Origin of the sequence: Streptomyces nojiriensis, from assembly GCF_017639205.1 — a bacterium.
Taxonomy (GTDB): Bacteria; Actinomycetota; Actinomycetes; order Streptomycetales; family Streptomycetaceae; genus Streptomyces; species Streptomyces nojiriensis.
In genome coordinates this window covers 8,187,752-8,214,699 of sequence record NZ_CP071139.1, presented here as the reverse complement: position 1 = coordinate 8,214,699, position 26,948 = coordinate 8,187,752, and the positions used below count along the sequence as shown (strand labels likewise).

The window sequence follows — 26,948 nt, the reverse complement described above, 5'->3', positions numbered from 1 at the left end:
AAGGTGGGGCCATGCAGGACGCCCTGTGGAAGATGGCGGCCGCCGCGCAGGCGGAGGCCGTGCGCACCGCGGAGGTTTCGGCGGTCGAACTGATCGACAGTCACCTCGATCGCATCGCCGAGGCCAACCCGCGGGTGAACGCGGTCACGCAGCTCCTCGCGGAGCGCGCTCGCGCGGCCGCGGCACAGCTCGACCGCCGACGGGCCGCCGGTGAAGTGCTGGGGCCGCTCGCGGGCGTGCCGTTCACGGTGAAGGAGAGCACCGCCGTCGAAGGCGTGCCGACCACGTTCGGCACGGAGCGCTTCCGTGATCTGGTGGCGGCCGCCGACGCGCCGCCGGTGGCCCGGCTGCGGGCGGCCGGGGCCATTCCCATCGGGCACAGCAACATCCCCACCCTGATCCTGGCCGGGATGCACACGCGCAGCGAGCTGTTCGGCGACACGGTCAACCCGTGGGACAGCAGCCGGACGCCGGGCGGCTCCAGCGGGGGCGACGCGGTGGCCGTCGCCACGGGCATGGCGGCGCTCGGACTCGGCAACGACTCCGGCGGGTCGGTGCGCATCCCGGCCCAGTTCTGCGGTGTGGCCGGGCTGAAGCCGTCCACGGGCCGATTCCCGGCCGACCACCGCGTTCTCGGCCCGGACGACCCCGGCCCGGCGTCCCAGATGCTGGTCACCGACGGCCCGTTGGCCCGGAGCGTGGGCGACCTGAGGCTCGCGTACGAGGTGCTGGCCGGAACCGACCCGCGGGACCCGCGCGCCGTACCCGTACCCGCCTACGGCGAACCGCTCCCCGGACGCGTGAAGGTCGCGGTCGTGGCGGACCCGGGCGGTCACGGCGTCCACCCGACGGTCCGCGGAGCCGTCGCGAGGGCGGCCGACGCGCTGCGCGACGCCGGATACGACGTGCGCGAGGTGCCGGACGTTCCGCGGTTGGACGAGGCCCTCGACGCCTACGGCCGGATCACCGTGACCGAGTTCGCCCCGAGCTGGCCGGCGGTGCGCAAGCTGCTCGGCACGGGCGGGGACCGGTACATCGGGATGGCGATGGAGCGGACCCCGCCCGCGAGCGCGGACGTCTTCATGAAGCTGATGGGCAGTTGGCTGGGCATCCGCCGCTCATGGGCCGAATTCCTCGACGAGTACCCGCTGCTGCTCGGTCCGGTCTTCACCGAGCCGCCGGTCGAGCCGGGGCTGGAGTCGCGTGACAGGGCGGGCAGGGACCGGGTCGGGTCGGGGATGCGGCTGTGCACCGTGACCAGCTTCGTGGGCGTACCCGGCGTGGCCGTGCCGACCGGCACGGCCGACGGGCTGCCCTGCGGGGTCCAGATCGTCGGGCGGGCCTTCCGGGAGGACCTGTGCCTGGGCGCGGCCCAGGCGATCGAGGACCGGCTCGGCGTCCTCACGCCGGTCGACCCGCGCGCGGGCGGCCGGTCCGGCCCGCACTGAAGCCGGACAACTCCGTTCTGTTACGCGGCCATGACATCCCAGCACTTTTGAACACGATCAACAATCGCTAGATTGTTGAACATGATCAAAAGTGAGTACGGGGCATGGGTGGGCGAGTTCGTGGCCGAGCGGGAGCGGCGGGCGGCCCTGGGCGACCCCGACTGGGAGAAGGGCGCGCGATTGCCGGCCGAAATCGTCCGCAGCATCCAGAAGTTCCAGGTCGGCGAGGACGGCGACGGCTCCGCGCTCTCCGGCAAGGCCGACCTCGCGGGGGACCCGGTCTACTCCGATGCGGTCCGGCTCTTCATCGCCGAGGAGCAGAACCACGCGCGGATGCTGAAGCTGCTGCTGGCGGCCGGCGGGGCCGAGACCCTCGACGGGCACTGGAGCGACGCGGCCTTCGTCCGGATCCGGCGGCTCCTCGGACTGCGGGTGGAGCTGCTGGTGCTGATGATCGCCGAGGTCGTGGCCCTCGGGTACTACCAGGCGCTGCGCGACGGCGCCGACGACCCGCTGACCGCCGAGGTCGCGGGCCGGATCCTGGCGGACGAGGAGCGGCACGTCCCCTTCCACTGCCTGCGCCTGCGGGAGGGGCTCGCCGGGCTGCCCCGACCCGCCCGCCGGGCGGTGACGGCCGGGTGGCGCGGACTGCTGGCCGGGGCCGCCGGGCTGGTCGCGGTGGACCACGGTCCGGCCCTGCGGACCCTCGGGGTGGGCCGCGGCGCCTTCGTGGCGCAGACCCTGCGTTCCTCCGCGTGGATGGCCCGCGCGATGTCGGGCGGCCCGGTTCCGGCGCCGACGGGGGCGGGGGCCGGGGCCGGCGCAGGCGTGTGACCCGGTCCGCCGACGGCCCGCCCCGTCCGGGCCGGACATCACATCGGGGTACGGGTGGGGGCCGGGATGGACGGGGTGGACGGGGTGGACAGGGGGACCGCCGGGCGCGGTGACACCCGCTCGGCGCCGCTGCCGTCCGCACCCAGGCCCGCGAGCAGGCGCAGGCCGTCCTCGGCGGGGCTGCCCGGAGCGGCGGACAACACCAGCAGCTCCATGCCCGATTCACCCGGCAGCGCGAAGTTCTCCTGGTGCAGTTCCAGCCGTCCCACCAGCGGGTGCCGGTACGCCTTGGGTCCATGGGTGCGGGCGCGCACGTCCGCGCGGGCCCAGAGCCGGCGGAAGCGCTCGCTGCCCATCGCCAGCTCGCCGATGAGCGAGGCCAGGCGGGGGTCCTCGGGGTGTTGACCGGCCGCCAGACGGAGGTGCCCGACCACGTCGAGGGTGCATGTCTCCCAGTCCGCGTAGAGGCCGCGCTCAGCCTCCTCCAGGAAGATGTGCCGGGCGGTGTTCAGGCCCGGCACCGGCCGGCCGTAGAGGAGCCCGGCGAGGCGGTTCCCGGCGAGCACGTCCAGGCAGTGGTCCATGATCAGCGCGGGCGCACCGGCGACCAGGTCGAGGACGCGCAGCACCTCCGGCCGGACCCTCCCCCGGCCCCCGGCCGGGGGGACCCCCTTGCCCGGCGCCTTCGCCCGGCGGCGGCTCTGCCGGGCGAGCCGGCAGAGGTGCCCGCGTTCGGTCTCGTCGAGGCCGAGGACGCCGGCGAGCGCGTCGAGCACCTGCTCGGAGGGCTGGGTGGCACGGCCCTGCTCCAGGCGCACGTAGTAGTCGACGCTGACGCCGGACAAGTGCGCGACCTCCTCGCGGCGCAGCCCTGCCACCCGGCGGCGGCTGTCGACGGGGATGCCGGCGGCCGCCGGGTCGACCCGGGAGCGCCGGGTCCGCAGGAAACCCGCAAGATCGTCCATGGCTCCCAGTATGGCTTCGGTGCCGCCCGTGAGGGTGGCCCTGCCGATACCAGGAAGTCCGGTCCGACGGAAGACGCGCCCCTGAACGCCGGGCGTCGCCGCGGCCAGGATCGAGGCATCCGATCCGAAGGAGTTCCCGTGAAGACACTGATCGTCCATGCCCACCCGGAGCCGAAGTCGCTCAACGGCTCGCTGAAGGACCTCGCGGTGTCCACCTTGGAGGCCGCCGGGCACGAGGTACGGGTGAGCGATCTGTACGCGATGAACTGGAAGGCGGTCGTGGACGCCGCGGACTACGGTTCCCACGCGTCGAGTCCGCTGAGGGTCGCCCTGGATTCGGGCCGGGCCTTCGACGCCGGGACACTCACCCCGGACGTGCTCGCCGAGCAGGAGAAGCTGCTGTGGGCCGACACGATCGTCTTCCAGTTCCCGCTGTGGTGGTACACGATGCCCGCGATCCTCAAGGGTTGGGTGGACCGGGTGTTCACCTACCGCTTCGCCTACGGCGTCGGCGAGCACAGCGACACCAAGTACGGTGAGCGCTTCGGCGAAGGCACCCTCGCGGGCAGGAGGGCCCTGCTGTCGGTGACCATCGGCGGCCCGGAGTCGCACTACTCGGCTCGCGGGATCAACGGCCCCGTCGAGGACCTGCTGTTCCCGTTCCAGCACGGCATCCTCTACTACCCGGGCATCGAGGTGCTGCCCCCGTTCGTGCTGCACGGCACCGACCGGATGACCGCCGAGGACTACGCGGACGCCGCCAAGGCCTGGCAGCAGCGCCTGCTCACCCTGGAGTCGACCGAGCCGATCGCGTTCCGGCGGCAGAACTTCGGCGACTACGAGATCCCCTCCCTGCACCTCAGGAAGGGCCTGGAGCCCGCCGGCCGCACAGGCTTCGGCCTGCACGTACGCGACTGAGCCCGCCCCTCGGCCTCCGGGCCCGGCAGCAGGCCGCGGACCGGGCGGGGGCCTTCGGGGCGGGTGTTCGGACGGTCTGCGCTAGTTTCGCCCCTATGAATTCACAGGCACAGGTGTACGACAGGGAATTCCGTGTGCGCGGCCTGCGCGAGCAGGGATGGGGCCGGGGGCTGACGGCCGCGGCCGCCCTCATCTGGCTCTGGGTGGCCTACCTGCTCGTCCTCCCCTTCAGCATCGACCGCGGCGAGAACACCGAGCCCATCGAGTGCGACTCCCGCGCCTTCCACCAGGACACCGACTTCAAGGTCACGTACCAGAGGGACGAAGGCGAACGCTGTGACGCCGAGCGCGACCTTGGCCCGATGCTCGCCGCGCTGCTCCTCTCCCTCCCCCTGGCCACGGTCGGCACCGGCCTGTACGTGTCCGGGACTTCGGCGGTCCGCACCGCCGCCTACGCCGCCGAGATCACCCGGCTGAACACCGCCCAGGAGGTCTGAGCGACGGCGGGCGGTTCAGCGCCCGGGTGAGCTCGGGCGCGTGGGCGGCGAAGGGACCGAGGTCCGTCGCGCGCGGGTAGGCGGGGTGGTCCCGATAGGTGTCGAGCCGGTCCAGGGCGCGCAGGCCGTAGTACGCGGACGGTTCCGCCGCCGCACCGCGTACGGGATGGGCGGTCCCGGCGGCGACCGCCGGGAGGATCTGCTCGAACAGGGTCTGGCAGGCACGGATGCCGCGCAGCATGACCTGGTGGTAGCGGTCCTCGGGCCCGATGGGGAAGCGGTGTTCGGCCAGGACCGGGCCGGTGTCGATGCCGGCGTCGACCTCGTGGGCGGTGGCGCCGTACTCCGTGTCGCCGTGCAGCAGGGCGAACAGGACGGCTACGGAGGGCAGTCCGCGATGGCGCGGCAGCAGTCCGTTGTGGATGTTGAGGATGCGCAGGCCGTCGGCCCGGAGCAGGGGCTCCCGGAAGATCTGCCGGTTGTTGAGGGACCAGACGATGCCGTCGGTGCAGGCCCGGGCCAGCGAGTCGGCGTGGGCGTTGACGTCCGCCGCCGCGAGGTGGGGCGCGTCGGCGGCCGCCGCGTCCAGCGGGTCGGCGGAGCAGACCAGGTCGACCGGGTGGCCGCGGGTGGCCGCGTGGGTGACGGCGCGGCGGAGCAGGGCTCCTTCTCCGACGAAGATCATGCGGGCACCTCCTCGCGGGCGGCGGCCAGGTGCTCGCAGACCTGCTCCAGCGTCAGGTTGCGCACGAGGCAGTCGAGACGGCCCGTGAACCGCGTGGCCTGCCCCGGGGTCAGCAGGTCCGAGGAGACGGCGGTGAGCATCTCGACGAGGGCCAGGGAATCGCCGCCGAGGGCGTGGAACTCGGAGTCCGCCGACAGCAGCGCGCCGTCGACTCCGAGGACCTCCGCCCAGTGGTGCCTGACCCGTGCCTCCAAGGTGACGGGGACGGGTGCGGGGGCGGGTCCGCCCGGCGGCGTGGGTGCGGAGTGGGCGAAGGGGTCGGGGAAGGCGTCGAGATCGGCCTTGCCGCTGACCGTGCTGGGCAGGGTGTCGATCACCATGACATGGGCGGGGACGAGGTACGCCGGGAGTGTCCGGGTGAGTTCGGTCCGCAGGGCGCGGGCCAGCTCCGCGCGGACCGCGGGGTCCTCGACGGCCGGCAGTACGTACGCGCAGAGCACGGCCGCCGTGGAGTGCGGGCGGCGGCGGGGCACGACGACGGCGCGGTGCACGGCCGGGTGGGCTTCGAGGGCGGCGACGACCTCGGCGGGATCGACGCGGTGCCCGGCGATCTTCACCTGCTCGTCGATGCGTCCGGCGAACTCGACGGCGCCGTCGGCCAGTCGGCGTCCGAGGTCACCGGTGCGATAGGCGCGGGCGCCGTCGGGGCCGGTGCTGAAGGGTGAGGGCCGGCCGTCGGACGGGCCGAGGTAGCCGCGGGCCACCTGGACCCCGCGTACGACGATCTCGCCGGTGCGGCCGGTGTCGCCCGGTCCGCTGCCGATGGTCTCGCCGTCCTCGGCGACGAGGTCGACCCGGGCGTAGGGGCCGGGGAGGCCGATCGGGACGGTGGCGCCGCTCTCGCCGCCGTCCACGGTGTGGGCGAGTACGGCGACGGCCGCCTCGGTGGGCCCGTACGCGTTGATCACACGGCAATCGGCCCCGAAGGCGGCGTGCGCGGACCGCACGGCGGTGGGGGTGAGGGGCTCGCCGCCCAGCAGCAGGGTGCGCAGGCGGTGCGCCGGGCCGTCGCCCGCGGGGCCGTCGCCCGCCGTGCCGAGCAGGGCGAGGTGGGAGGGGGTGAGCGCGAGGGTGTCGGCGCCGTGCCCGGCGACCAGCCCGCGCAGGGCGGCGGGCGAGGGCGTGCCGGGGGCGAGGACGGCCGTACCGCCGGCCAGCAGCGGCAGGAAGAGGGGGAAGCACGAGATGTCGAAGGCGTAGGAGGAGGCGAAGCCGAAGCGCGTGCGACCGGTCACCTGGCAGACGCCGGTCATCCAGCGGACGAATCCCATGAGGCTGCCGTGCTCGATCTGCACGCCCTTGGGGCGGCCGGTGGAACCGGAGGTGTGGATGACGTACGCGAGGTCCGCGGGCCGGATGTCGGCCTCACGGGTGCCCTCCGCGTCCGCGTCCGGGCCGGGGGCGCGGTCGAGGAGGTCCTCGACCGCGAGCAGGGTTCCCGGCACGAAGGGGGCGAGTTCCTCCACCAGGTGTCGTCGGGTCAGGCAGAGACCGGTGGCGGATCCCTGGAGGATCTCTCCGATCCGCGCACCGGGATGACCGGGGTCGAGCGGCACGTAGGCGGCGCCCGCCTTGAGGATGCCCCACAGGGCGCACACTCCGGCGGGCGTGCGGTCGACGACCAGTCCCACCAGGTCCTCGCGTCCTACGCCACGGCTGCGGAGCCCGGCCGCGACGGTGTCGGAGCGCCGGTCGAGTTCGGCGTACGTGACCACGCCCTCGGGTCCGTCGAGCGCGGGCGCGTCGGGGGTGCGGGCGGCCTGGGCGCGGAAGGCGTCCACGACGGTGAGCTCGGCCACCGCCGGAGCGGGGACAGCCGGAGCAGGGACCGCCGGAGCCGGGACCGCCGGAGCCGGGACCGCCGGAGCCGGGACCGCCGCCCGGGGTCCGGGGTCCGGGGCCGCGGCATCCGCTTCGGCGGGGCCGTGCCCCGCAGTCGGTTCGAGGCCGGCCAGGACCGTGTCCAGCAACCGCGCGGCGCGGGCCGCGAGATCCGGGCCCCCGCCCCGGACGCCGAGCGTGATCTCGGTCGCCGTGCCGCTCTCGGCGGCGACCAGCGAGAGCGGGACCAGTGGGGCGTGCACCGGCAGCGCGTAGGCCGTGGACGCCGTGAAACCGCCGCCGGAGAAGTCCGCCAGGTCCAGACGGCCGAGGTGGGAGACGACGGCGGAGGCGAGGTGGCGGTCGGTACGGGACGCCACGGCCTGGGCGGTGCGCAGCAGGGCGGCGGTCACCGGGCGCGGGAGCGGCGCGAGGGCCGTTTCGAATCCGGCGGCGAGTTCGCGGTTCCCGGCCAGGGCCGTCAGCAGGTGGGTGTGCGCGGCCGTCCACTCCGCCCCCGGGCGCAGGTCCAGGAAGAGCGGCAGGCTCAGGTTGCCCGTGGCCGCGATCCCGGGCCGGTGGCGGCGCAGGTCGACGGGGACCATGACCCGGGTGTCGAGCCCTGCGGCGTCGGCCAGGGCCTGGGCGAGGCGGGCGGTGAGCGCGGGGTGGCGGCCGGGCAGGGTGCGGCGCAGCCACAGCGTCCGGAGCGGGCGGCCGCGGCCGTCGGCCGGGCCGAGCGGGGAGCGCCGGGGAGGCCCCGGCGCGGGCCGCGGTCCGGTGCTGCCGAGCCGGCGCAGCAGCCCGGCGTCGGTGTCCGGGTCGAGCGCGGGCCGGGCGGGTTCGCCGCGCAGGGCTCGGAAGACCTCCCGTACCCAGGTCAGGGCGCCGTGACCGTCCATCACGGCGTGGGAGACGCTGAAGACGACGGTGCTGGTCGCGTTGCCGTCCGCGCCGGGCACGACCACTACCTCGCAGCCCGGCGGCTCCGTCCGCCGCGACGGCCCGGCGGGCAGTGCGAACGTCCCCGGAGCCGAGTCGGCGTACGCGCCGGTGCGCGGTACGTCGTACCTCACCTGCGGCGGCGGCCCCCCGGCGCTCCACGTCGCACCGGTGCGCACGAGTCGTGACCCGGGGCAGGACTCGGCGGCCCGTGCCAGGGCCGCCCGGAGGTCCTGGGCGTCGGGTATCCCCTCGCCCTCGACGACGATGCGCAGGGCCATGGCTCCGCGGGCGTCCCCGGCGGAGAGGTAGAGGCGTTCGGTGGGCGACACCGGACGCCGGTAGCGGACGCCGGTGCCGGCACCGGCGTCGGCATCGACCTGCTGGGATGTCATGACTTCGGGTTCCCTTGTTCGGTGTGGTCGGGTGCGGGGCGGGCCGGTGCGGCGGTGCCGGCGGCGGCCGGGCCCCCGGTCCAGGCGGCGACGCCGCCCACCTCGGCCACCCACTCCCGCAGTGCTCGCAGCCCGTCGGCCTGGGTGCGCGGAGCCGCGTAGCCGAGGTCGTCACGGGCGGCGGTGGTGTCGTACGTCGCCGAGCGGGTCAGCAGCGCCATCATGTAGCGGCTCAGCGGAGGACCGGCGTCCGTACCGCCGCCCCCGCCGCCGCCTCCGGCGCCGGGCGCGGACCGGTGGCGCAGGTGCCAGCCCGTCTCGACCGCCGCGGCGACGGCGCGGCCGAGGACGAGCGGGATGCGCGGGGCGGGCGGCGGGCAGTCGAAGAGGGCGCCGACCCGGGCCAGGAACGGCCACAGGTCGGTCTCCTCGCGGTCCCCGACGAAGTAGGCCTTGCCGCCGACCCGCCCGGCGGGGGCGAGCGCGGCCCGCAGGCAGGCGTCCACCGCGTTGTCGACGTGGCAGAGCGAGACCAGGACCCGTTTGCCGCCCGACAGGTCGGGCAGCCGGCCCGCACGCATGGCGTCGACCATGCGCGGCAGGAATCCGGCGTGGTCGCGCGGCCCCCAGATACCGCGCGGGCGTACGGCGCAGGTGGTGAACTCCGGGCCGTCGGCCGCTCGTACGTACTGTTCGGCGATCGCCTTCGTCTCGCAGTAGAGGTTGAACCACCGCTGCGGGTACGGGGTGCTCTCGTCGATGCCGAGCCGGTCGCCCTCCCGTACCCGCATCAGCGCGCTCGGGCTGGAGACGAACACGAACCGCCGCGCCCCCGCCGACCGCGCCGCCGCCAGCAGCCGCTCCGTGCCGGTGACGTTGGCGGCCTCGAACTGGGCGCGGCTGCCGTGGTCGACGACCCGGGCCGCACTGTGCAGGACCGCGTCGCAGCCCGCTGCCGCCCGCCCGAGCGAGGCGCCGTCGGTGAGGTCGCCGGTGACGACCTCGACGCCGGGCAGGGAGCGCAGCCGTACGGCATCGCTGCCGGGGCGGACCAGGGCGCGTACCTCGTGGCCCTGGTGCAGGGCCCCGTCGACCAGGTGCCCGCCCAGGAATCCGGTCGCTCCGGTGACCAGGATCTTCACAGCGCCCGCCACCAGGTCGCGCCGTAGAGCATGGTGCGCCCGACCACGGCGGCGGTGCCGTGTCCGGCCGCCCGGCCGCGCGGCAGCGCGAGCGGGATCTGCGCGGCGTGGACGCCGATGCTGAGGAAGGCGTCGGTCCACCACAGCCAGCGCAGCACCGGGACGTCGGGGACCTCCCCGGCCGCGGCCCACACCGCCCCGCCGACGAGGTACGCCCATCCGGCGAGCGGCACGATCCGGGCCGCCCGCCGGCCCGGGGACGATACGGGCCCGGCCTGCCGGCGCTCGGCCCAGCGGGCCAGCTCCTCGCGGCCGATCTTGGCGTTGTGCCGGATGTCCACGGGGAATCCGGGGTGGCGCAGGAACTCCTGGAGGCCGGCGGTCGGGGCGTGTTCCTCGGCCATCGTGCGCAGTTCGGCGACCAGCTCCGTCCACGCGCCTTCGCCGAGCTCCGCCCCGTCCGCCCCGGTCTCGGTCTCCACGCAGACGACGGGCCGTTGCGCGCCGGCCGGCCCGATGCCGACCAGGGCGGTGCGCCGGACCAGCGGATGGGCGTTGAAGACTCCCTCGCAGCGCACGGTGTGCAGGTCCCGGTAGCCGGTGCGGACCCGCTGGGCGGCGCGCCCGCAGAACCAGAGCCGTCCCTCGGCGTCGAGGTGGCCCAGGTCGCCGGTCCGGTGCCAGATGCGGGGCGCTTCGCCGCCGGGGCGTTCCTCGGTCGCCTTGTGTGCGGCGTCGGAATGCGGTGCGCGGTGGTAGCGCCGGCTGACGGAGTCGCCCTGGACCAGGATCTCGCCGACGCGCCCGGCCGGCAGGCCGGTCGCGGGGTCGAAGCGGTCGAGCGGGCCGTCGGTGACGGGGGCGATGGCCACCCGGGTGCCGGGGACGGGCCGGCCGACGCAGGTCCCTTCGCCCGCGGCGGAACGCACCGCGGTGCCGCCGGGTTCGTGACCGGTGTCGGCCTCGTCGTCGCCGAGGATCTCGGCCGCCTCGATCGAGGTGATCGGCAGGACCTCCGTGGCCCCGTAGGTCACATGGATCCGTGCCTTCTCGTCGAGGACGGAGCGCAGCGCGGCCACGACCGCGTCGGGCACCGGGGCCCCGCCGGAGACCACGCAGCGCAGGTCGGGCAGCGGGTGGCGGCCGCGGGCGGCGCCGGTGAGGTGTCCGGCCAGGTTCCGCAGCAGGGCGGGCGAGGCGAACATCGTGGTGACGCGGAATCGTTCCAGCGCGTCCACGAGCAGCACCGGGTCCGCCTGGGCGACCTTGGCGGGGGCCAGGGGCGCGAGGACCAGGGTGGATCCGTAGACCAGGTCGAGCACCCCGTAGAAGGGCAGGGTGACCAGGGAGACGTCGTCGCGGGTGCGGCCGTGGACGGCTTCTATCTGGCGGGCCATGGACAGCGCCATGCGGTGGGTGTACTCGACCCCCTTGGCGGGGCCCGTGCTTCCGGTGGTGAAACCGATCATCAGCAGGTCGTCCCCGCCGGCCGGCGCGACCGTGTCCCCGTTCGTGTCCGCGTCCGCGTACCGGCCGGTCGCGGGGGTGGCGCGGAGTGCGGCCAGCGTGTGGCCGCGGCCGAGCCGGCGCCGCCCCAGGGTGACGGGCACGCGCACCCCGGCGAAGGTACGACGGCCCAGGACGCGCACGAGCTGGGCGAGGGGCGGCCCGATGAACGCCTCGGCGCCCACGGCCCGGTAGCAGTGCAGCATGCGCCGTACGCCCATGCCGGGATCCACGACGACGGGCACGGCCCCGACCCGGAACAGCGCGAAGCAGAGGGCGAACAGCTCCGGCCCGGGCGGGGCCATCAGCACCGTCCTGGTGCCCCGGGTGATCCCGGCCCGCCGGAATCCGCGGGCCAGTTCCTCGACCGTGTCCTGCAACTCGCCGTAGGTGAGGGTGGCGTAGCCGCCGGAGCCGCGGCCGTCGGGGTGGATGACGGCCGGCTTGGAGGGGAAGGCGCGGGCGTTGTGTTCGAGCCACCCGGCCACACCGGCCGGGTCGGCGGCCGGTCGCTCCACGGCCGGGTCACCGGTGAACCTCGTCTGCGGCACGGGGCTCACCACCCCTCGGGCCGGTAGAGGGCGCAGGCCGCGCTGGGTCCGGCGCCGACGGACACGAAGAGGAACTGGTCGTGGTCGTCGCGGCGTGCGCCGTCCATCGCCCGCAGGTAGCCGAGGACCGGCGCCGCGGTGTGCGGCTCGCCCCGGCCCGCTGCGCCGTCGGCGGTCTCGGACGGGCCGATCACCAGGGTCCGGTCGAGGTCGATGCCGATCTCCCGCGCGTAGTCGGCGGCGGCCCGCGCCGCGAACTCGCCGAGCCGTTCCGCGTGGTCCGGCTGGCGCCGGACGGTGATCGTGGTCCGCCCGTGCCGGCCCATGGCGGCGGTGTCGAGGTAGCCCTCGACGTCGGTGGGCCGGTCGGCGGTGTAGTGGCGGACCGGACCGAACCCGGCGCCGGGATCGGCGCTGCGCTCCAGCAGGAAGGCTCCGGCCAGGTCCGCGTACGGGTAGTCCGCGTCGCCGTCCGCGTCGCCGCCGGGGTGGACGTCGGCAGCCGTGATCAGCAGCCGTTCGGTGGTTCCCGTCTCCACCAGTGACTGGCCCACCTGGACGGCGTTCAGCAGGCCGCAGGCTCCGTTCATCAGGTCGAAGGAGAAGCCCGCGGCCGGTTCGGGGTCGGCGATGTAGTCGAGGTTGATGCCGACCTCCTTCTGGACCAGGGCCGCCATGGCCGGTTCGAAGGTGTTGTGCTCCCGGTAGACGCCCACGTTGATGAGCGTGCCGATCGAGGAAGCCGGCACTCCTGCCCGGGTCAGGGCGTCTCGTGCGGCCCGGCCCGCGAGGTCCACGCCGGAGGCCGGGGCGGACGTGTCGGGCAGGGCGGTCGCCGCCGCGGTGATGATCATGCCCATGGCTCAGACCCCCACGTTCGTGATCGTCGCGGACAGGGCGCCGGTGACCACGCCGGAGGCGGCCGGCACCAGCAGGTACTTGGCTCCGGGGCGGGCGCCGCCCGCCCTGAGGTGCTCGCACAGCGTCAGGAAGTGCGAGGTGGTGGCGGTGTTTCCGTAGCGCTCCACCACGGAGAGGGAGGTGGGCATGGGGGCGCCGAACTCGGCCTCGGCCGTCTGGTTGACGTAGTCGATGAAGCGGGTGCCGACCTGGTGCTGGATGACGTAGTCGAACCCCTCACCGGCGAACTCCCGCCCTCTCTTGGCCAGGAAGTCCCCGTGGAAGCGCGGCCAGAGCTTGAGCCGGTCGCGGTTGTGCATCTTCTTGTTGTCCGTGTAGAGGGAGATGCCCGGGGTGCGGTCGCTGGGCATGCCCATGCACAGGTGGGAGTACTCGGAGCAGGTCATCAGCTCGATGTAGTGGATGCGGTCGGCCTCGTCGGCGGAGACGTCCAGGACGACCGCGGCCGCCGAGTCGCCGACGGACAGCGAGGCGAACTGCGGATCGTAGGAGTCGGCCATCTCGCGTGCGGCGGTCTGCGCGACGCGCGTCGCCTGCTCGCCGCTGACGACCAGGCCGCGCCGCACGGCGCCGGAGCGGATCATCCGGTCGAGCAGCCACACGCCGGTCATCATTCCGGCGCAGGCGTTGGAGACGTCGAAGTGGATGGCGGAGCGGGCGCCCAGCTCCCCGGCCAGCATCGCGGCGAAGGACGGTTCGAAGGTGAAGCGGCTGCCGTCCTTGAAGCGGGTGATCGAGGCGGAGATGACGATGTCGAGGTCCTCGGCGCGGTAGCGGGAGGCCTCCAGCGCGTCCCGGGCGGCGGCCAGGGCCATCCCGAACGAGTCCTCGCCGGCCGTCGGTTCGGGGTCGTACACGCGGCGCTCGGTGATTCCGGTGATCTTCTCGATGTCCACGTCCCCGAGCCCCGGGACCAGGGCGGCGAGTTGAGGAGTGGTCTGGACTCCTGCCGGAAGGCGGATGCCTAAGGCTTCTATTCGGCTGTGTGCGGTGGTGCTCATGTGTGTCGCTCTCCGTAGCGGTCCGCTCAGGGCATGGGAGTGCCAGGGCGGTGGTTGACAGAGGGATTCAAAGGACGTCCGGGGAATAACGGACAGTCAAGTTACCGTAGCGTACGGAGATGTCGACGATGTATCAGGGCTTCGCAAATCAGGAAGATATGGTCGAATATCGGCCACTCGTCGTCGCTCGTCGTCGTCGCAACACCGAGCAGAATCAGAGCCTCCGCCCCTCTCGGCGGCGCCCACGCCCTCGAAAACCTGTCCGGAACCACTCGGTCCACCTTGCCCGGCGTGACCGTGGCGGACCGCCGGACGACGCCGGGGCCGCCCGTCCCGTGGGGCCGGGCGCGGTCAGGCCTTCGCCCCGGCAGGCGTCATCGGCGGGCGGATCCGCTCGTCACGGCCGCCCATCCGCCGTCTTCCGCCTTGTACACCGTCAGCAGGCGGCTTGCCGTGTCGCCGTTCCCGTCGAAGGCGACACGGCCCGTGACCCCGTCGAAGGACAGCCGCGCCACCGCCTGCGGCAGTCTGGCGCGGGCGTCACCGGGGAGGGTGCCGCCGTTGGCCGCCACGACGGCCTTCACCGCCTCGATCACCGTCCAGGTCGCGTCGTACGCGTAGGGGCCGTACCAGCCGGCCGCCTCCGGGTACCCCGCTTTCCGGTACCGGGCGAGGAAGTCCTGCCCTGCCGCCGACTCCTCGGCGGATACGCCGATGTTGGTCGCGAGGTCGCCGTCGGCCTTCGGGTTCGCCGTGAGGTACTGCTGGTCGAAGATGCCGTCGCCGCCCATGAGGGGGACGTTCACCCCCGCCTCCTTGAGCTGCCGGGAGAGCGGCGCCGCCGTGTCGTAGTAGCCGGCGAAGTAGACGGCGTCGGCGCCGGAGGACCGCACCCTCTCGGCGAGGCCCGCGAAGGCGCGTTCGGCGGGATCGACCTGCTCCGTACCGACGACGGTCCCGCCGAGCCTCGTGAACTCGGCCGTGAAACCGGAGGCGAGGCCGGTGCCGTGGGCACTCGCGTCGTCGACCACGTAGAGCTTGGTCTTCTTCGCCGCGCCGTGCAGGTACCGGGCGGCGAACGGCCCCTGGTCGACGTCCGTGGCGATGGTGCGGAAGTAGGTGGAGTACGGCCGGGACGCGGTGCCCCCGGCCCAGTCGGGGCCCAGTGTCAGCACGGGGTCGGTGTTGCCCGGCGACACGTTGGCCAGGCCCGCCCGTGCGAGCGGTGCCACCATGGTCCGGGCGACACCGGAGTTGAGGGGTCCGACGACCCCCAGTACCTTCTCGTCGGACACGAACAGGGCGGCGTTGGCCTCCCCCTTGGCGGGGTCGGACCCGTCGTCCAGGACCTTGGTCTCGAACTTCACACCGGGGACGTGCCGGGTCTCGTTGGCCGTCCTGACCGCCAGGTCGGCGGAGTTCCCTATGCCGACGCCCATCGAGGACAGTCCGCCGCTGAGCGGTGCGTCCACCCCGATCACCACGGTGACGGAGGAGGCCCCCGACCCGCTGCCGGCCGACGCTCCGCCGCCGGGTGCGCCATCGCCGTGGGTGAGGGTCCAGGTCAGGACGGAGCCCGTGGTGAGCGTGGCCAGCGCCGCGCCCAGGATCGCGGAGCGCCGGGTGAGGCCCCGGCGCCGGGCGGACGTCCCCTCGCGGTGCTCCGCCCCGGACGTGAGCGGGTCCCCGGCCGGGGGTACGGGCGGGGGTACGGGCCCGGGCGGGCCGGTCGGCCGGTCCGGCACGGGGCGCGGTCGAGTACCTGCGGCGGAACCGGAGTCCAAGGCCGTGGCGGTCCGCGATGACGGGGTCGTCGAGGGTTCCTGACCCGGCCCGTGCCCGGCAGTCGTGTCGGCCGGGAGCGCGGAGGACCGCAGCACCGACGCCAGCATCTCGGCCGCTTCCGCGGCACCCACGCGCCGCTCCGGGTCCTTGGTGAGGAGCGCGTCCAGCACGGGCGCCAGCGGGCCGGCGTGGACCGGCTGCCGGTGCGGGCGGGTGAACACGGCCACGGCGAGGGCGTGGAGCCCCTCCGCATCGAACGGCGGGTGCCCCTCGACGGCGTGGTAGAGGGTCGCGCCCAGCGCCCACAGGTCGTTGGCGGGGGTCGCGCGCTTGCCCTCCAGCTGCTCCGGCGGCATGTACTGCGGCGTGCCGATGACGATCCCGCTGCGGCTCAGCTTGGTCGTGGCGTCCGCGAGATGGGCGATGCCGAAGTCGGTGAGGACGACGCGGTCCTTGGCCAGGAGCACGTTGTCCGGCTTGATGTCGCGGTGGACGATCCGCGCCCCGTGCGCCTCGGCCAGCGCACCGAGCAGGGCGGCGCCGATCTCGGCCACGCGCCGCACCGGAAGCCGGCCCCGGCTGCGGATCTCGTCGGCCAGGGACTGCCCTCGGATCAGCTCCATCACGATGACGGGGGCGCCGCGGTGTTCCACGACGTCATGGATGGTGATGATCCCGGGATGGCTGAGAGTGACTGCTGCGCGGGCCTCCCCGGTGAACCGCGCGAGCAGTGCGGCGCGGTCCCCGTCCTCCAGGCCCGGCGGGAAGAGGATCTCCTTGACGGCGACCTCGCGTCCGAAGAGCTGCTGGTCGAAGCCCCGCCAGACCCGGCCCATGCCGCCTTGGCCAATGCGTTCGACCAGTTGGTACCGGCCGGCGATGAGTTCGGGATTCTGCTCGGTCACGCGCACACTGTAGGTCCTGCCGGGCCGATGAGGTGACAAGAAGATGGCTTGATCACGCCCACGGACCCGAGGGCGCGATGTGCCCCGCGGGCGGTGCCGGCGACAGCGGTCGCCCGCGACGGCCGGTGCGGTCACGTGCCGAACCGGGCGGCCAAACTGGTGATCGATTTTCGGCCGTCGGGTGGGTATGATCGCCGACAGCAAGGCCGTAGCGCAGAGGTCGTCGCGCCCACGCATCGAGCTGGAGGACGTCGGTTCGAATCCGACCGGTCTTGCGTCTACTTGCGCAGTTCCCCTTCAAGTCGTGATGGACGCCGGGCACCGGCGAATGAAACCGGTGGAGTGGTGATGACACAGCCGACACCCGTACGGTGCCCCGCGATCGAGCACCCCGACCTGCCACCGGCCGACCCGGCCCTCCTCGACCCGCTGCTCGCCCGGCTCGCCGCCGACCGGCCCGTCGAGGCCGACGAGACCTTCCCGCTCGGCACCCTGCGCACCGACGGCCGCGTCGACCTCTGCAAGCAGGGACTCGGCCCGGCCGGCGCGGCCCGCCTGCTGCCGGCCGCCACCGCCTCCGCGCACGCCACGCACCTGCTCCTCGGCACCAACGCCATCGGCGACGCCGGCGCCGCCACCCTGGCCGGGGCCCTCACGGGCGACCACGGGCTGCACACCCTCTACCTCGGCTGCAACCGGATCGGCCCCGACGGGGTGGGCGCGCTCGCCGGCGCCCTCGGCGACGACACGGCCGTCCGCGCCCTCTGGCTCAAGCGCAACCCCCTCTTCGGGGACGGCGCCCGCACCCTGGCCGCGCTGCTGCGCCGCAACACCGCCCTGCGCACCCTCGACCTGGTCAACACCGGGATCGGCACCGACGGCGTACGCCTGCTGCTCGACGCCCTGCTGGAGCGCGAGCAGCCCCTGGAACGGCTCTTCCTCGGCGGCAACGGCCTGGGCCCGGACGCCGCCCCGCTGCTGGCCGCCCTGATCCGGGAGGCCGGGGTGCGCGAGCTGTACGTCCCCGCCAACCACCTCGGCGACGAGGGCGCCGCGGCCCTCGCCTCCGCCGCGGCCGACTCCGCCCACCCGGTCCGTCTCGGGCTCGGCGGCAACGGCATCGGCGCCGCCGGAGCGCGCAGTCTGGCCGCCTCCCTCGGCGGCATCGAAGCGCTGGACCTCGGGCGGACCATGTCGGAGCGCAGCCTCGGCTCCCCCGGCAACGCCCCCGGCGACGAAGGGGCGTACGCCCTGGCCGCAGCCCTCCCCGGCAGCCCGCTGCGCCGACTGGAGCTGCGCCACACCGGCCTCACCGGGCGCGGTGCGAAGAGCCTGCTGGCGGCGGTGCCCGCGGACAGCCCGCTGGAGTACGTGGGCCTCGGCCCGGGCCTGCCCCGCCGCGTGAAGCGCTCCTTCACCGAACGGCTCCGCCCCGCCCGGGCGGCCCACCCGGACCTGCGCGCCATCGGCAGTGTGTACCGGTGAGCGTGGAGGACACCGAACTGCCCGGCGGCCTGCGGCCGGAGGACCGCCCGGTATGGCGGCGGATCCGCCGCTACGCCGTGCCCGGCTGGATGATCGAGCAGGCCACCGCGCTCCGGCTGGCCGGTGACTGGCGGGCGGCGTGCGCCGCCGCCGCCGTGGACGTCGAGTTCGAGCTGCCCGCGGTGGAGGCCCGCTACGGCACCGCCGTGGCCGAGGCGGTGGCGGAGGACCTGCGGCACTTCGCCCCGGACCTGCTGCGCTGGCACCTGCCGCGGTACCTGGGCGGCCGCACCACCATCGCCACCGACCTGCGGATCCTGCTCGCCTCCTACGGCGGTCCCGGGGGGCCGACCCTGTCGGTCACCACCCCCCACATGAGCGAAGGCCCGCAGCGGCTGCGCCTGCACTGCGCGCCGGTCACCGCCAAGAAGTGGAACCTGTACACCGGGAGCGGCTTCATCTCGCAGGACTGGACCGCGGTCCGGCCGTTCTGGGACGCCCGCCACGCGTCCGAGCTGGGCGCGCGCTTCGCCGACCCGGACGGCCTCCGCGAGCGGATCGCCACCCTGTGGGCCCGCAAGGACGTGGTCGGGGCCTACGCGGCGGCGGGCATCGAGTGCGACCTGACCGTCCCCGCTCAGCAGCAGTACCAGCGACCGATCGACCCGGAGGCGGTCCTCGCGGGGATGGCCTTCGACCTCACCCGGCTCGCGCCGGAGGTGGCGCGGCTCGTGACGGCGGGAGCGGGAAGCCGCTACCGGCTCGCGGCCGGCTGGCGCACGTACGTCCTGTTCGAACACACCGGAGCGGACGGACTGCGCGCCCGTGTCGTCGAACAGGCCGAGGCACTCGCCGTCCCGGCCCTGCCCGGGTACGTCTGGCAGCGGCTGCCCGATCTCGAACTGGTGCGGACCGGCCTGGTCTCCCCGCGCGAGCTGCACCCGCTGGTGGCCGCCGCGCTGTTCCCCGGCGCCGGACCCGCCGTGGGCCCGCCCGGACCCGGCACGGGCGGGTCGGCCCGGGTGCGCTGCCGTGGCGGGTGGCACGAGGTGCACTCGCGGGGCGGCGTGCTCGACGTTCCGCACACCCCCGAGGAGCAGCAACGGGAGCGTGCCATGCGGGCGTTCGGCGGGGCCGTCTCGGGCTGCTTCGCCGTGCAGCAGAGCTGGACCACGGGCGAGGGGCGGCTGCCGCGCGCGCTCCAGGTCCAGCGGCGCGAACTCTTCCTGCACGCCCAGCACGGTGACACCCCGGGTGTGGTGGCGCTGCTGGACGCGGGCATGGACCCCCGGATCCGGGACTCCCGCGGCCGCGGCCTGCTGCACGCGCTCCACCTGCTCGACCACGAGGTGCTGCTGCCCCGGCTGCTGGCGGCCGGGCTCGACCTTGAGGCACGGGACCAGAACGAACGCACCCCGCTGCTGTCGGCCGTGCACTGGGGCGGTTCGGCGGATCTGGTCAGGGCCCTGCTGGCGGCCGGCTCCCGGATCGACGTCGTCGACGACATGGAACTGTCGCTGTCCCAGGAGATCCGCCGCTACAGGCGCACCGACCTCACCTTCCTGCGGGACCGCGCCGACGAGGAGTTCCCCGGGATCGGCGCCGACTGGTACGACGACCACCTGGAGTACCGCGAGGACGACGCGGACGAGGACGAGGACGAGGACGACGCATGAGTGCGCCCCAGCCGCAGCCCGCACGGGCCCTGGCCGCCGCCGACGCCCTGGGTGCCCGGCTGGGCGCCACCCGCACCGAGCCCGCCACCAACCCCCAACTGGAAGCACTGGCACTGGCCGTGACGGCCAATCAGCCCGTGCTCCTGTGGGGTGAGCCGGGCATCGGCAAGTCCGCCGGCATGGAGCAGCTCGCCACCGCGCTCGGCGTGCGGCTGGAGACCGTCATCGCCAGCGTCCACGAGCCCTCCGACTTCGCGGGACTGCCCATCGTCGGTGAGGACCCGGCCACCACCGGTGTCCCCATGGCCCCGCCGGACTGGGCGGTACGCCTCGCCCGCACCGGCCACGGACTGCTGTTCTTCGACGAGTTGTCCTCCGCCCCGCCGGCCGTGCAGGCGGCCCTGCTGCGCGTGGTCCTGGAGCGCCGGGTCGGCAGCCTCGAACTGCCGCCGGCGGTACGGATCGTCGCCGCGGCCAATCCGCCGGCCAGCGCCGCGGACGGCTGGCACCTCAGCCCGCCGCTCGCGAACCGCTTCGTCCACCTCGACTGGACGCACAACCCGCGCACCGTGGCCCGCGGCATGGCAGGCACCTGGCCCGAGGTGGCGATCCCGGCCGTCGATCCCGCCAAGACCTCCGGGTCGGTCGCCCGGGCCCGCGGCGCCGTCTCCGGGTTCCTCACCGCCCGGCCGGGCCTGGTCCACCACATGCCGGCCGAGGCCGCCGGACGGGGCCGCGGCTGGCCCTCCCCGCGCACCTGGGAGATGGCCCTGCGGCTGCTGGCCACGGGGTACGCGGCGTCGACGGGCCGGGAGGCACTGGCAGCCGCGCTCACCGGCGCCGTGGGTGAAGCCGCCGGGATCGAACTGCTCTCGTACCTCGAACACCTCGACCTGCCCGACCCGGACCGGGTGCTGGCCGACCCCGACGCCTTCGCCCTGCCCGAGCGCGGCGACCGGCAACTGGCCTTCCTCATCGCCGTGGTCGCGGCCGTGCAGAGCGAGCTCACCCGCCCCCGGTGGGAAGCGGGCTGGGTGGTCCTCGCCAAGGCCGTGGACGCGGGCGTGCCCGACGTCGCCGCCCGAGCCGCCGCCGACCTCGCCGCGATGCGCGACCTCGACTGGCCGGTTCCCGCCGGCATCGACGCGTTCGTGGAACTGCTCCAGCTGTCCGGCTCGCTGCCGGGCGGCGGCTGAGCCCGGTCCCCCGCCGTGCGCCCGGAGCTGGACCGCGCGAAGCTGCTGGCGGCCCGTTACAAGGCCGCCGAGACCCGTCCGTACCTCGCTTCCGCGCTGTACGCCCTGACCGTCGTCCCCTCGGCCGACGTGCGCACCATGGGCGTCGACCGGCACTGGCGCTGCTACGTCTCGCCCGCCTTCGTCGAGGCGACCCCGGTGGCCGCACTGGCCGGGGTGTGGATCCACGAGGTGGCGCACCTGCTGCGCGACCACCACGGCCGGGCCGACCGCCTGCCCGCCGCCGACCAGCGCGATCAGGTCCGGATCAACATCGCCCAGGACTGCGAGATCAACGACGACCTGCTGGCCGACGGACTGGTGCTGCCCGAGGGCCGGATGGAGCCCAGGCTCTACGGGCTGCCCACGGGCGGCCTGTTCGAGACCTACCTGCCGGCGATTCCCCCGACGCCCCACGGCCCGGACTGCGGTTCCGGTGCGCACGGCACCCCCCGGCCCTGGGAGCTGGGCGAGGAGGGCGGCCCCGCCCGGGTCGGCCCGGTGGAGGCCGAGGCCCTGCGCCGGCAGACCGCCGAGGCCGTACGGGCCCACCGGCGCAGCCGGGGACGGGTCCCGGAGGGCTGGGCCCGGTGGGCCGAGGAAGTTCTGGAGCCGTCCGTCGACTGGCGCCAGGCCCTGGCGGGAGCGGTCCGCGAGGCCGCGGCCTGGGCGGCCGGCGCGGTGGACTACACCTACCGCCGCCCCTCGCGCCGGACACCCGCGCTCGGCGGCCGGGTGGTGCTGCCCAGTCTGCGCAGGCCGCTGCCGCGGGTGGCCGTCGTCATCGACACCTCCGGATCGATGGGCCCCGACGACCTCGCGGCCGCCCTCGCCGAAGTCACCGGCGTCCTGCGGGAGGTGGGCGTCGGCGGCAACCGGGTCGCCGTCCTCGCGTGCGACGCCGACGTGCATGCCGTGACCCGGGTGCGCAGCGCCGGCGAGGTGACCCTGGCCGGCGGCGGGGGCACGGACATGCGCGTCGGCATCGGCGCGGCCCTGGCCCTGCCCGACCGGCCGAACGTCGTGATCGTGCTGACCGACGGCTACACGCCGTGGCCGCAGGAGACGCCGTCCTGCCGGCTGATCGCGGCGCTGATCGGCAACACCCCTCCCGCGCCCCCGTCCTGGGTGGAGACCGTACGCGTCGACCTGGCCGTGTGAACCCAAGTGACGCGCCTGCGGCGGCCTTTGCCGGCACGGGCACCGGCGCGGGCGCCGTCGCGGCCTCCACGGCAGCTCCAGTCACCCTCTGTGTTTAACGTCCCGCAATTCGGTAACAAGATGTAGTGACAGGAAGTCAATACTCGACGAAAGGCAGGACCATGAATCTCGTCAACGTGCTCATCCTCGTCGCGGTCCTCGCACTTGTCGGCCTTCTGATCGCGGCCCCCAGCGCCACCGTGCGGCGCAACCCGTTCCCGGGCCGGCGACAGCGAGCCGGCCATCGCCGCTCGGACGCTCCCCGGTCGACCCGGGTGCCCGGTCAGCGGGGCGTCCAGCACCACGCGCCCTGACCCCGGGCACGGCGGCCGGCCGTCAGACGGTTTCGGTGGCGAAGAGCTCCAGGTGGGCGCAGTGCGGGCAGCGGTAGGCCTCGATGCGCCGCCGGGGCTTCCCCAGCCGTTTGGCACCGCCGAACATGCCGCGTTCCAGCGCTCCGGCGATCCAGCGCGCGTACCCCCGGGCCCCCTCCCCGGCGTCCTCGACGAAACCCGGCTCCAGGCCGACGCCACCGCAGTACGTACATCTCATCGCGTCCACGGGACGAGTGTAGGAAGGGGGCCGCGGCGCCGGCGGCCGGGCCGGCTCCGCGGCCCGTGAGGAACTTCACCGCGGAGGATGTCCGCGGACCGCGGCCCGCGTTGCTAGATTGTCCGGCGGCCGGTCCAAGGCCCCGGACGAGATGCGCCGTACCCGGTTACGCACGACGACGCACGAGGTGCCGCACCAGCGGCGCCGTCCGCTGTCCGCACCCGGGCAGCGTCCTCGTCGAGCAAGATGGGCCGTACGCCATGACCGTGCCACTCACCAGCAGCCTGTACCGGACGACCGCGCACGCCGCGGGGGGACGTACCGGATCCGTCCGCACGGACGACGGACGTCTGGACGTCCGCCTCGCCCCGCCGCGCAAGAAGGTGCCCGGCACCACCAACCCCGAGCAGCTGTTCGCGGCCGGTTTCGCCGCCTGCTTCACCTCCGCGCTCGCGGAGGTCGCCGCCGAGTTCGGGGCGGACGCCTCCACCGCACGCGTGGCCTGCGAGGTCCGGCTCGGCACCACGGACACGCCCGCCGGCTACGGCCTCGCGGTGACGCTCACCGTCGCCCTGCCCGGGTGGCGGGAGGCGGACCTCCAGCCCCTGCTGCACCGGGCGGACGCGGTCTGCCCGTACTCGCAGGCCGTACGCGGCAACGTACCCCTGACGCTCCTGGCCGTGGACGGGACCGCCGAGACCGCTGAGACCGCCGAGAACGCCGAGGCCGCCGCCGATGACCGCGCCTGAGCCCGGGCCGGGCGGGCAGGTCCCCGACGGCTCCGACGGCCCCGGCGTTCCGGTGCCCGAGCACGGCGCCTGGCTGCGGCGGGGCATCAGCCGGGACGGCGGACCCCTCGTCGAGGACCGCGAAGTGGTGTGGCTGCAGGCCGGGTCGTACTACGCCGACAGCCGGGGCTTCGCCGGTACGACGTCCTTCGACGGCTCCCGGGTGCACTTCCACCACCTCACGGGCGAGCCCGGCGAAGACGCCGGCACCTTCCGGTGGGACGGTGCGAACCTCGTCGAGCGGGGCACCAACCCGGACGGCAGCACCTTCCTGGAGATCTGGACCCCGCTGGCCGGCGCCGACGGCGCCTGCGGCTCCTGGTCCGGCCCGGACCACCACGTGGTGCGCGTCGGCCACCACGTGGTGCATGTCGATTCCCGTGCCGGTACGTACTGGCGGCTGTAGCCCCGGAGGGCCCGGGGCTGCGGCGCACCGTCAGGGCAGGAGACCCGCCGGGAGGTATTCCGCGTACTCCGAGGCCGGCCGGCCGGTGGCCTGGCGGACCAGGTCGTCGATGGGGTCGGTCTCCTCCTGCGGCGCGGGCGCGCCGAGGCGGGCGGCGACGTCCTTGCGGAGGGTCGGGAGCAGGGCGTAGAGGCGGTCGCCGGGACAGGAGGTGGCGTTGAAGTCGCGGTGGCCGTAGATCTCCGACGCGGACAGGCCGTACTGGTCGCAGATGTGGGCGCACAGGTCGGCCAGGGCCGCGTACTGCGCCGCCGGCGGGTCCTGCGAGGTGTACGTGCCCTCGTTCTCGATGCCGATCGACACGGTGTTCTGCCCGACGCAGTGCGCCGCGCGGACCTGGCGGGTGCCGGCGCGCAGCTCCGCCAGGCTGTTGTGGCGCCCCTCCAGCACGAAGGCCCCGCGGCTGACGGTGAAGTGCTGACCCGTGTCGATCCAGCCCTGCGCGTCCATGTGGTACGTCTGGATCGCGCGGGCGAGGGCGACGGCGCGCTGCTTCGAGTAGTCCGTCACGTTCGCCGTCGCCGTGTGGTGGACGATGATCCGCTCCGGGCCGTTGTCCAGGACGACGACGGGTTCGGACGCCTCCCGCGCACCCCAGGCGGCGCAGCCGATGATGTCCGGGGCGGCGGCGGAGTACGCCCGCCCCGCCGTGGCGAGCGGCAGTGCCGCGGCGGCGGTCAGGGCGAAGGCTCCCGTGAGGACCGACCGGCGGGTGTACGGGGCCGCGGCGCGCGCCGCCGGCTGGTGCAGTGCGGAGAAGGTCATGCGGCGCCATTGAAGGGGACTCCCCCTCCACCGGCCGCGCAGACACACCGCGCGACCCCCCGGACTGTCCCCGACCGGCCGCGCCGGGACGGCTCCCCTACGCGGTGACGCTGCCGAGCCAGAGCAGGTCACGTGCCCGGGTCATCGCCACGAAGAGCTGGCTGCGGAGCAGTTCCGCACGCTCCCGGGCCGTCTCCGAGGTCTCCGTGCCGCCCGCCGTGCCGGCCGGCGTCCCGTTCGTGAACACCGCGTCGTACCGGGGCAGGAGGACGTTCTTGAACTCCAGGCCCTTGGCCCTGCGATAGGTGCCGATCTTCACCGCGTCGACCGCACGGCCGTCGTAGTGCTCCAACTGGCACACCGGGATGCCCGCCTGGGTGAGCAGCCGCTGGTAGTGGCCGATGGCACGCATGGAGGGGCACAGCAGGGCGGTGTCGGCCCGCGCACCGTCGGGCAGGGAACGCAGGGCGTCCAGGAGTTCCCCGTCGTGGGCTTCCACCGTGGGCCGGGTGACGCGTACGACGTCCCCGTCGTGGTAGGTGAGGTCGACGTCGCGGCGGCCCGGGGTGCGTTCGCCGTCGAGGTCCTCGAAGGCGTCGTCGGCCACGACGGTGAGGGCCGCGTCCAGGATCTGTTTGCTGTTGCGGTAGTTGGTGCGCAGCACCTGTCCGCGGTCGCCGCGGATGTCGATGCCCGCGTCGGTGAGGCGGAAGCCGCCCGGGTACACGGTCTGCTGGCCGTCGCCGACGAGCAGCAGACCGTTCGGTGCGTCGCCGACGAGCGCGTGCAGCAGGCGTACGCCGACGAGCGTGAGGTCCTGGACCTCGTCCACGACGACGGCCGCATAGAGGGGCCGCTCGCGCCGGCGTACCGCTTCGGCCAGCGCCAGGGAGAGGACGTCGTTGAAGTCGTGGACGCCGCGCTCGCCGCGCAGCGCTTCGTACGCCTCGTACAGCTCCCACATCGACTGCCGGTGCGCACGGTGCAGGCGCGCCTTCCGGCGCCGCCTGGGGACGGTCACGTACTCCTCGAAGCGGGTGAGGCCCCGCCCCTTGATGACGTAGTCGATCTCTTCGCGCCAGTAGGCGGGGGCCGGGTCGAGGTCGGCCAGGGGGCTCCGGCGGCCGACGTTCTTCCAGGCGAGGCTGAAGGCGGTCTCGGCCTTGTCCCCGTGCAGCCGTACCGGTATCCCCCGCTCCTGCAGGAACTCCTGCGCCCAGGAGTGGAGGCTGCGGAAGTCCACGCGGTCGGCGACGGCGGGGGCCATGGCCTTGAGGAAGGTGCTCTGCACCCGGGGCAGGTTGTTGGCGAAGGTGACGTACAGGATGCGGCCGGTCGTCCGCCGGGCCAGGTGGGCCGCACGGTGCAGGGCGACGACCGTCTTGCCGGTACCCGCCGGTCCGCTGATGCGGGCCGGGCCCGCCCAGTTGCGGCGCACCAGCGCCACCTGATCGGGGTGGAGGAAGGTCATCCACTGCTCGATCGGCGCCTCCATCGCCCCCTTCAAGACCGCGTCGCGCAGCCCATCCAGGTCGAACAGCCCGTCCGGGGAGCCCGGTCGGTGGTGTTCGGGCGCCGGCGGCGGCTGGTCGACCGCCGATCCGGCGTAGCCCGGGAACACCCGCTCGAGATGGTCGGCGATCGCCCGGACCGACTCCGCGCGCAGCCGGTGCCGCTGCGAGAGCAGCACGGGGCCGATCTCGCGTTCGCCCAGCAGCCGGATCCGGCCGCGGCTCGCGTCGAGACGCCGCCCGGCGAGCACCATGAGCGGCTGGACCGCCACCGGTGACATGCCGAGGGACGCCACCGCGCTCTCGGCGGCCTTCGTGGCGGCGAGCAGGCCGGTGGCCCGTCCGTCGCCCGGCTCGCCGCCGGCGGTGACCTGGAGGACGAAGACACCGCCGGGCCCGACGAGCAGCATGTCCGCGTCGGCGGTCCGGGTCCCGGACCACTGCCGGTCGACGAGCAGCCGCCATCCGCGTGCGGTCAGTACCAACAGCTGGGCGAGGACGCGCTGTTCGCCCTCGCCGACCGCGCTCCACCGCAGGGCCTGCCGACGGGCGGCCTCCCACTGCTCCCGGAGCAACCGCTCCTGCCGCCGCGCGTCCTGCGCCCGCTGCGATCCCGCCCCGCCTGCCCCCATACCAGCCCCCCTCGTACGCGGAGTGACGATCATAGGGCGCAACGCAAGCGCACCGGCAGGGCGCGTACCGGGCCGGCGAGCGGCCTCGGAACGTGCGTGGGACAGCCCTCGGGCGGAGGACTACACTCGAAAGGAGGTGGGGGCCGCAACTGCGGGAGCACCCGAATCCCGTGGTTACGCGCCAGAGCGCGACGGCGATACGTCCACGCGCTGGTCCGACGTCCGCGGCCGGTCGACACAGCGTGACAACGGCTGCGGCCAC

22 protein-coding genes, 1 pseudogene and 1 riboswitch are annotated in these 26,948 nt (G+C 74.4%); of the genes and pseudogenes, 12 read left to right on the top strand and 11 right to left on the bottom strand.

All coding sequences use genetic code 11. The features are described 5' to 3' along the window. Positions 1–11: 11 nt before the first annotated feature. Together JYK04_RS37115 and JYK04_RS37110 are read left to right on the top strand one after the other, a co-directional pair. Complete coding sequence (locus JYK04_RS37115; RefSeq protein WP_189745264.1) at positions 12–1,448, top strand: amidase; 1,437 nt, start codon at positions 12–14, stop codon at positions 1,446–1,448. An 81-nt stretch (positions 1,449–1,529) separates the two neighbouring features. After that, entirely contained in the window at positions 1,530–2,282 is a 753-nt protein-coding gene (locus tag JYK04_RS37110) for a ferritin-like domain-containing protein (protein ID WP_189745266.1), read from the top strand. A gap of 38 nt (positions 2,283–2,320) precedes the next feature. On the opposite strand, the gene JYK04_RS37105 is transcribed toward JYK04_RS37110, so the two are convergent. Continuing rightward, a complete protein-coding gene (locus JYK04_RS37105; protein ID WP_229876737.1) occupies positions 2,321–3,247 on the bottom strand; it encodes a helix-turn-helix transcriptional regulator in 927 nt (308 codons plus the stop codon). Positions 3,248–3,385: 138 nt separating this feature from the next. On the opposite strand from JYK04_RS37105, the gene JYK04_RS37100 reads away from it, so the two are divergent. Further along, positions 3,386–4,165: an NAD(P)H-dependent oxidoreductase gene (locus tag JYK04_RS37100; protein ID WP_189745268.1), complete on the top strand. Its 780-nt coding sequence runs from the start codon at positions 3,386–3,388 to the stop codon at positions 4,163–4,165. A 95-nt stretch (positions 4,166–4,260) separates the two neighbouring features. Further along, positions 4,261–4,662: a hypothetical protein gene (locus JYK04_RS37095; protein WP_189745270.1), complete on the top strand. Its 402-nt coding sequence runs from the start codon at positions 4,261–4,263 to the stop codon at positions 4,660–4,662. On the opposite strand, the gene JYK04_RS37090 is transcribed toward JYK04_RS37095, so the two are convergent. The 7 genes from JYK04_RS37090 to JYK04_RS37065 form a co-directional block, all read right to left on the bottom strand. Next, the gene (locus JYK04_RS37090) at positions 4,631–5,347 is read right to left on the bottom strand and encodes a formyltransferase family protein (RefSeq protein ID WP_189745272.1); all 717 of its coding nucleotides are present in this window, start codon (positions 5,345–5,347) and stop codon (positions 4,631–4,633) included. The two genes, JYK04_RS37095 and JYK04_RS37090, sit on opposite strands and share 32 nt — an antisense overlap. After that, positions 5,344–8,565 carry a non-ribosomal peptide synthetase gene (locus JYK04_RS37085; RefSeq protein ID WP_189745274.1) on the bottom strand — a complete coding sequence of 1,074 codons (3,222 nt, stop codon included), beginning with the start codon at positions 8,563–8,565 and terminating at the stop codon, positions 5,344–5,346. The genes JYK04_RS37090 and JYK04_RS37085 overlap by 4 nt, the downstream gene beginning before the upstream one ends. Continuing rightward, positions 8,562–9,719, bottom strand: coding sequence for an NAD-dependent epimerase/dehydratase family protein (locus JYK04_RS37080; protein WP_229876738.1), 1,158 nt, complete (start codon positions 9,717–9,719; stop codon positions 8,562–8,564). Before JYK04_RS37080 ends, JYK04_RS37085 begins: the two co-directional genes overlap by 4 nt. Next, complete coding sequence (locus JYK04_RS41650) at positions 9,704–11,764, bottom strand: fatty acid CoA ligase family protein (protein ID WP_229876739.1); 2,061 nt, start codon at positions 11,762–11,764, stop codon at positions 9,704–9,706. The genes JYK04_RS37080 and JYK04_RS41650 overlap by 16 nt, the downstream gene beginning before the upstream one ends. Positions 11,765–11,769: 5 nt before the next feature. Further along, positions 11,770–12,624 (bottom strand): beta-ketoacyl-[acyl-carrier-protein] synthase family protein, encoded by an 855-nt coding sequence (locus JYK04_RS37075; protein ID WP_189745278.1) that lies wholly within the window; start codon positions 12,622–12,624, stop codon positions 11,770–11,772. Positions 12,625–12,627: 3 nt separating this feature from the next. Then, on the bottom strand, positions 12,628–13,686 hold the full coding sequence (locus tag JYK04_RS37070; protein ID WP_189745280.1) for a 3-oxoacyl-ACP synthase III family protein: 1,059 nt from the start codon (positions 13,684–13,686) through the stop codon (positions 12,628–12,630). Between the two features lie 374 nt (positions 13,687–14,060). After that, positions 14,061–16,376, bottom strand: coding sequence for a bifunctional serine/threonine-protein kinase/ABC transporter substrate-binding protein (locus JYK04_RS37065; protein WP_189745282.1), 2,316 nt, complete (start codon positions 16,374–16,376; stop codon positions 14,061–14,063). Between the two features lie 202 nt (positions 16,377–16,578). Between JYK04_RS37065 and JYK04_RS37060 the strand changes: the two are divergent. From JYK04_RS37060 to JYK04_RS37035, 6 genes and pseudogenes are all read left to right on the top strand, one after another. Beyond that, positions 16,579–16,651: pseudogene (locus JYK04_RS37060) on the top strand. Between the two features lie 73 nt (positions 16,652–16,724). Next, entirely contained in the window at positions 16,725–17,861 is a 1,137-nt protein-coding gene (locus JYK04_RS37055; protein ID WP_189745284.1) for a leucine-rich repeat domain-containing protein, read from the top strand. Beyond that, positions 17,858–19,537, top strand: coding sequence for an ankyrin repeat domain-containing protein (locus JYK04_RS37050; protein WP_308431123.1), 1,680 nt, complete (start codon positions 17,858–17,860; stop codon positions 19,535–19,537). The genes JYK04_RS37055 and JYK04_RS37050 overlap by 4 nt, the downstream gene beginning before the upstream one ends. Further along, complete coding sequence (locus tag JYK04_RS37045) at positions 19,534–20,733, top strand: AAA family ATPase (RefSeq protein ID WP_189745286.1); 1,200 nt, start codon at positions 19,534–19,536, stop codon at positions 20,731–20,733. The genes JYK04_RS37050 and JYK04_RS37045 overlap by 4 nt, the downstream gene beginning before the upstream one ends. Positions 20,734–20,748: 15 nt before the next feature. Next, on the top strand, positions 20,749–21,933 hold the full coding sequence (locus JYK04_RS37040) for a vWA domain-containing protein (protein ID WP_189745288.1): 1,185 nt from the start codon (positions 20,749–20,751) through the stop codon (positions 21,931–21,933). A 161-nt stretch (positions 21,934–22,094) separates the two neighbouring features. Then, positions 22,095–22,286 carry a hypothetical protein gene (locus tag JYK04_RS37035; RefSeq protein ID WP_189745290.1) on the top strand — a complete coding sequence of 64 codons (192 nt, stop codon included), beginning with the start codon at positions 22,095–22,097 and terminating at the stop codon, positions 22,284–22,286. A gap of 22 nt (positions 22,287–22,308) precedes the next feature. On the opposite strand, the gene JYK04_RS37030 is transcribed toward JYK04_RS37035, so the two are convergent. Beyond that, the gene (locus tag JYK04_RS37030) at positions 22,309–22,524 is read right to left on the bottom strand and encodes a hypothetical protein (RefSeq protein ID WP_373297505.1); all 216 of its coding nucleotides are present in this window, start codon (positions 22,522–22,524) and stop codon (positions 22,309–22,311) included. Positions 22,525–22,646: 122 nt separating this feature from the next. Continuing rightward, positions 22,647–22,709: riboswitch (guanidine-III (ykkC-III) riboswitch) on the top strand. 75 nt (positions 22,710–22,784) lie between these two features. Here JYK04_RS37030 and JYK04_RS37025 point away from each other — a divergent pair. Continuing rightward, positions 22,785–23,273, top strand: a complete 489-nt coding sequence (locus JYK04_RS37025) for an Ohr family peroxiredoxin (RefSeq protein ID WP_202185956.1) — start codon at positions 22,785–22,787, stop codon at positions 23,271–23,273. Continuing rightward, positions 23,260–23,718 (top strand): hypothetical protein, encoded by a 459-nt coding sequence (locus JYK04_RS37020; RefSeq protein ID WP_189745294.1) that lies wholly within the window; start codon positions 23,260–23,262, stop codon positions 23,716–23,718. Before JYK04_RS37025 ends, JYK04_RS37020 begins: the two co-directional genes overlap by 14 nt. Positions 23,719–23,748: 30 nt before the next feature. Here the strand turns inward: JYK04_RS37020 and JYK04_RS37015 are convergent, their stop codons facing one another. Together JYK04_RS37015 and JYK04_RS37010 are read right to left on the bottom strand one after the other, a co-directional pair. Further along, positions 23,749–24,543: a peptidoglycan recognition protein family protein gene (locus JYK04_RS37015; RefSeq protein ID WP_189745296.1), complete on the bottom strand. Its 795-nt coding sequence runs from the start codon at positions 24,541–24,543 to the stop codon at positions 23,749–23,751. Positions 24,544–24,640: 97 nt separating this feature from the next. Next, positions 24,641–26,686 (bottom strand): nuclease-related domain-containing DEAD/DEAH box helicase, encoded by a 2,046-nt coding sequence (locus JYK04_RS37010; RefSeq protein WP_189745298.1) that lies wholly within the window; start codon positions 26,684–26,686, stop codon positions 24,641–24,643. Positions 26,687–26,948: the final 262 nt, after the last annotated feature.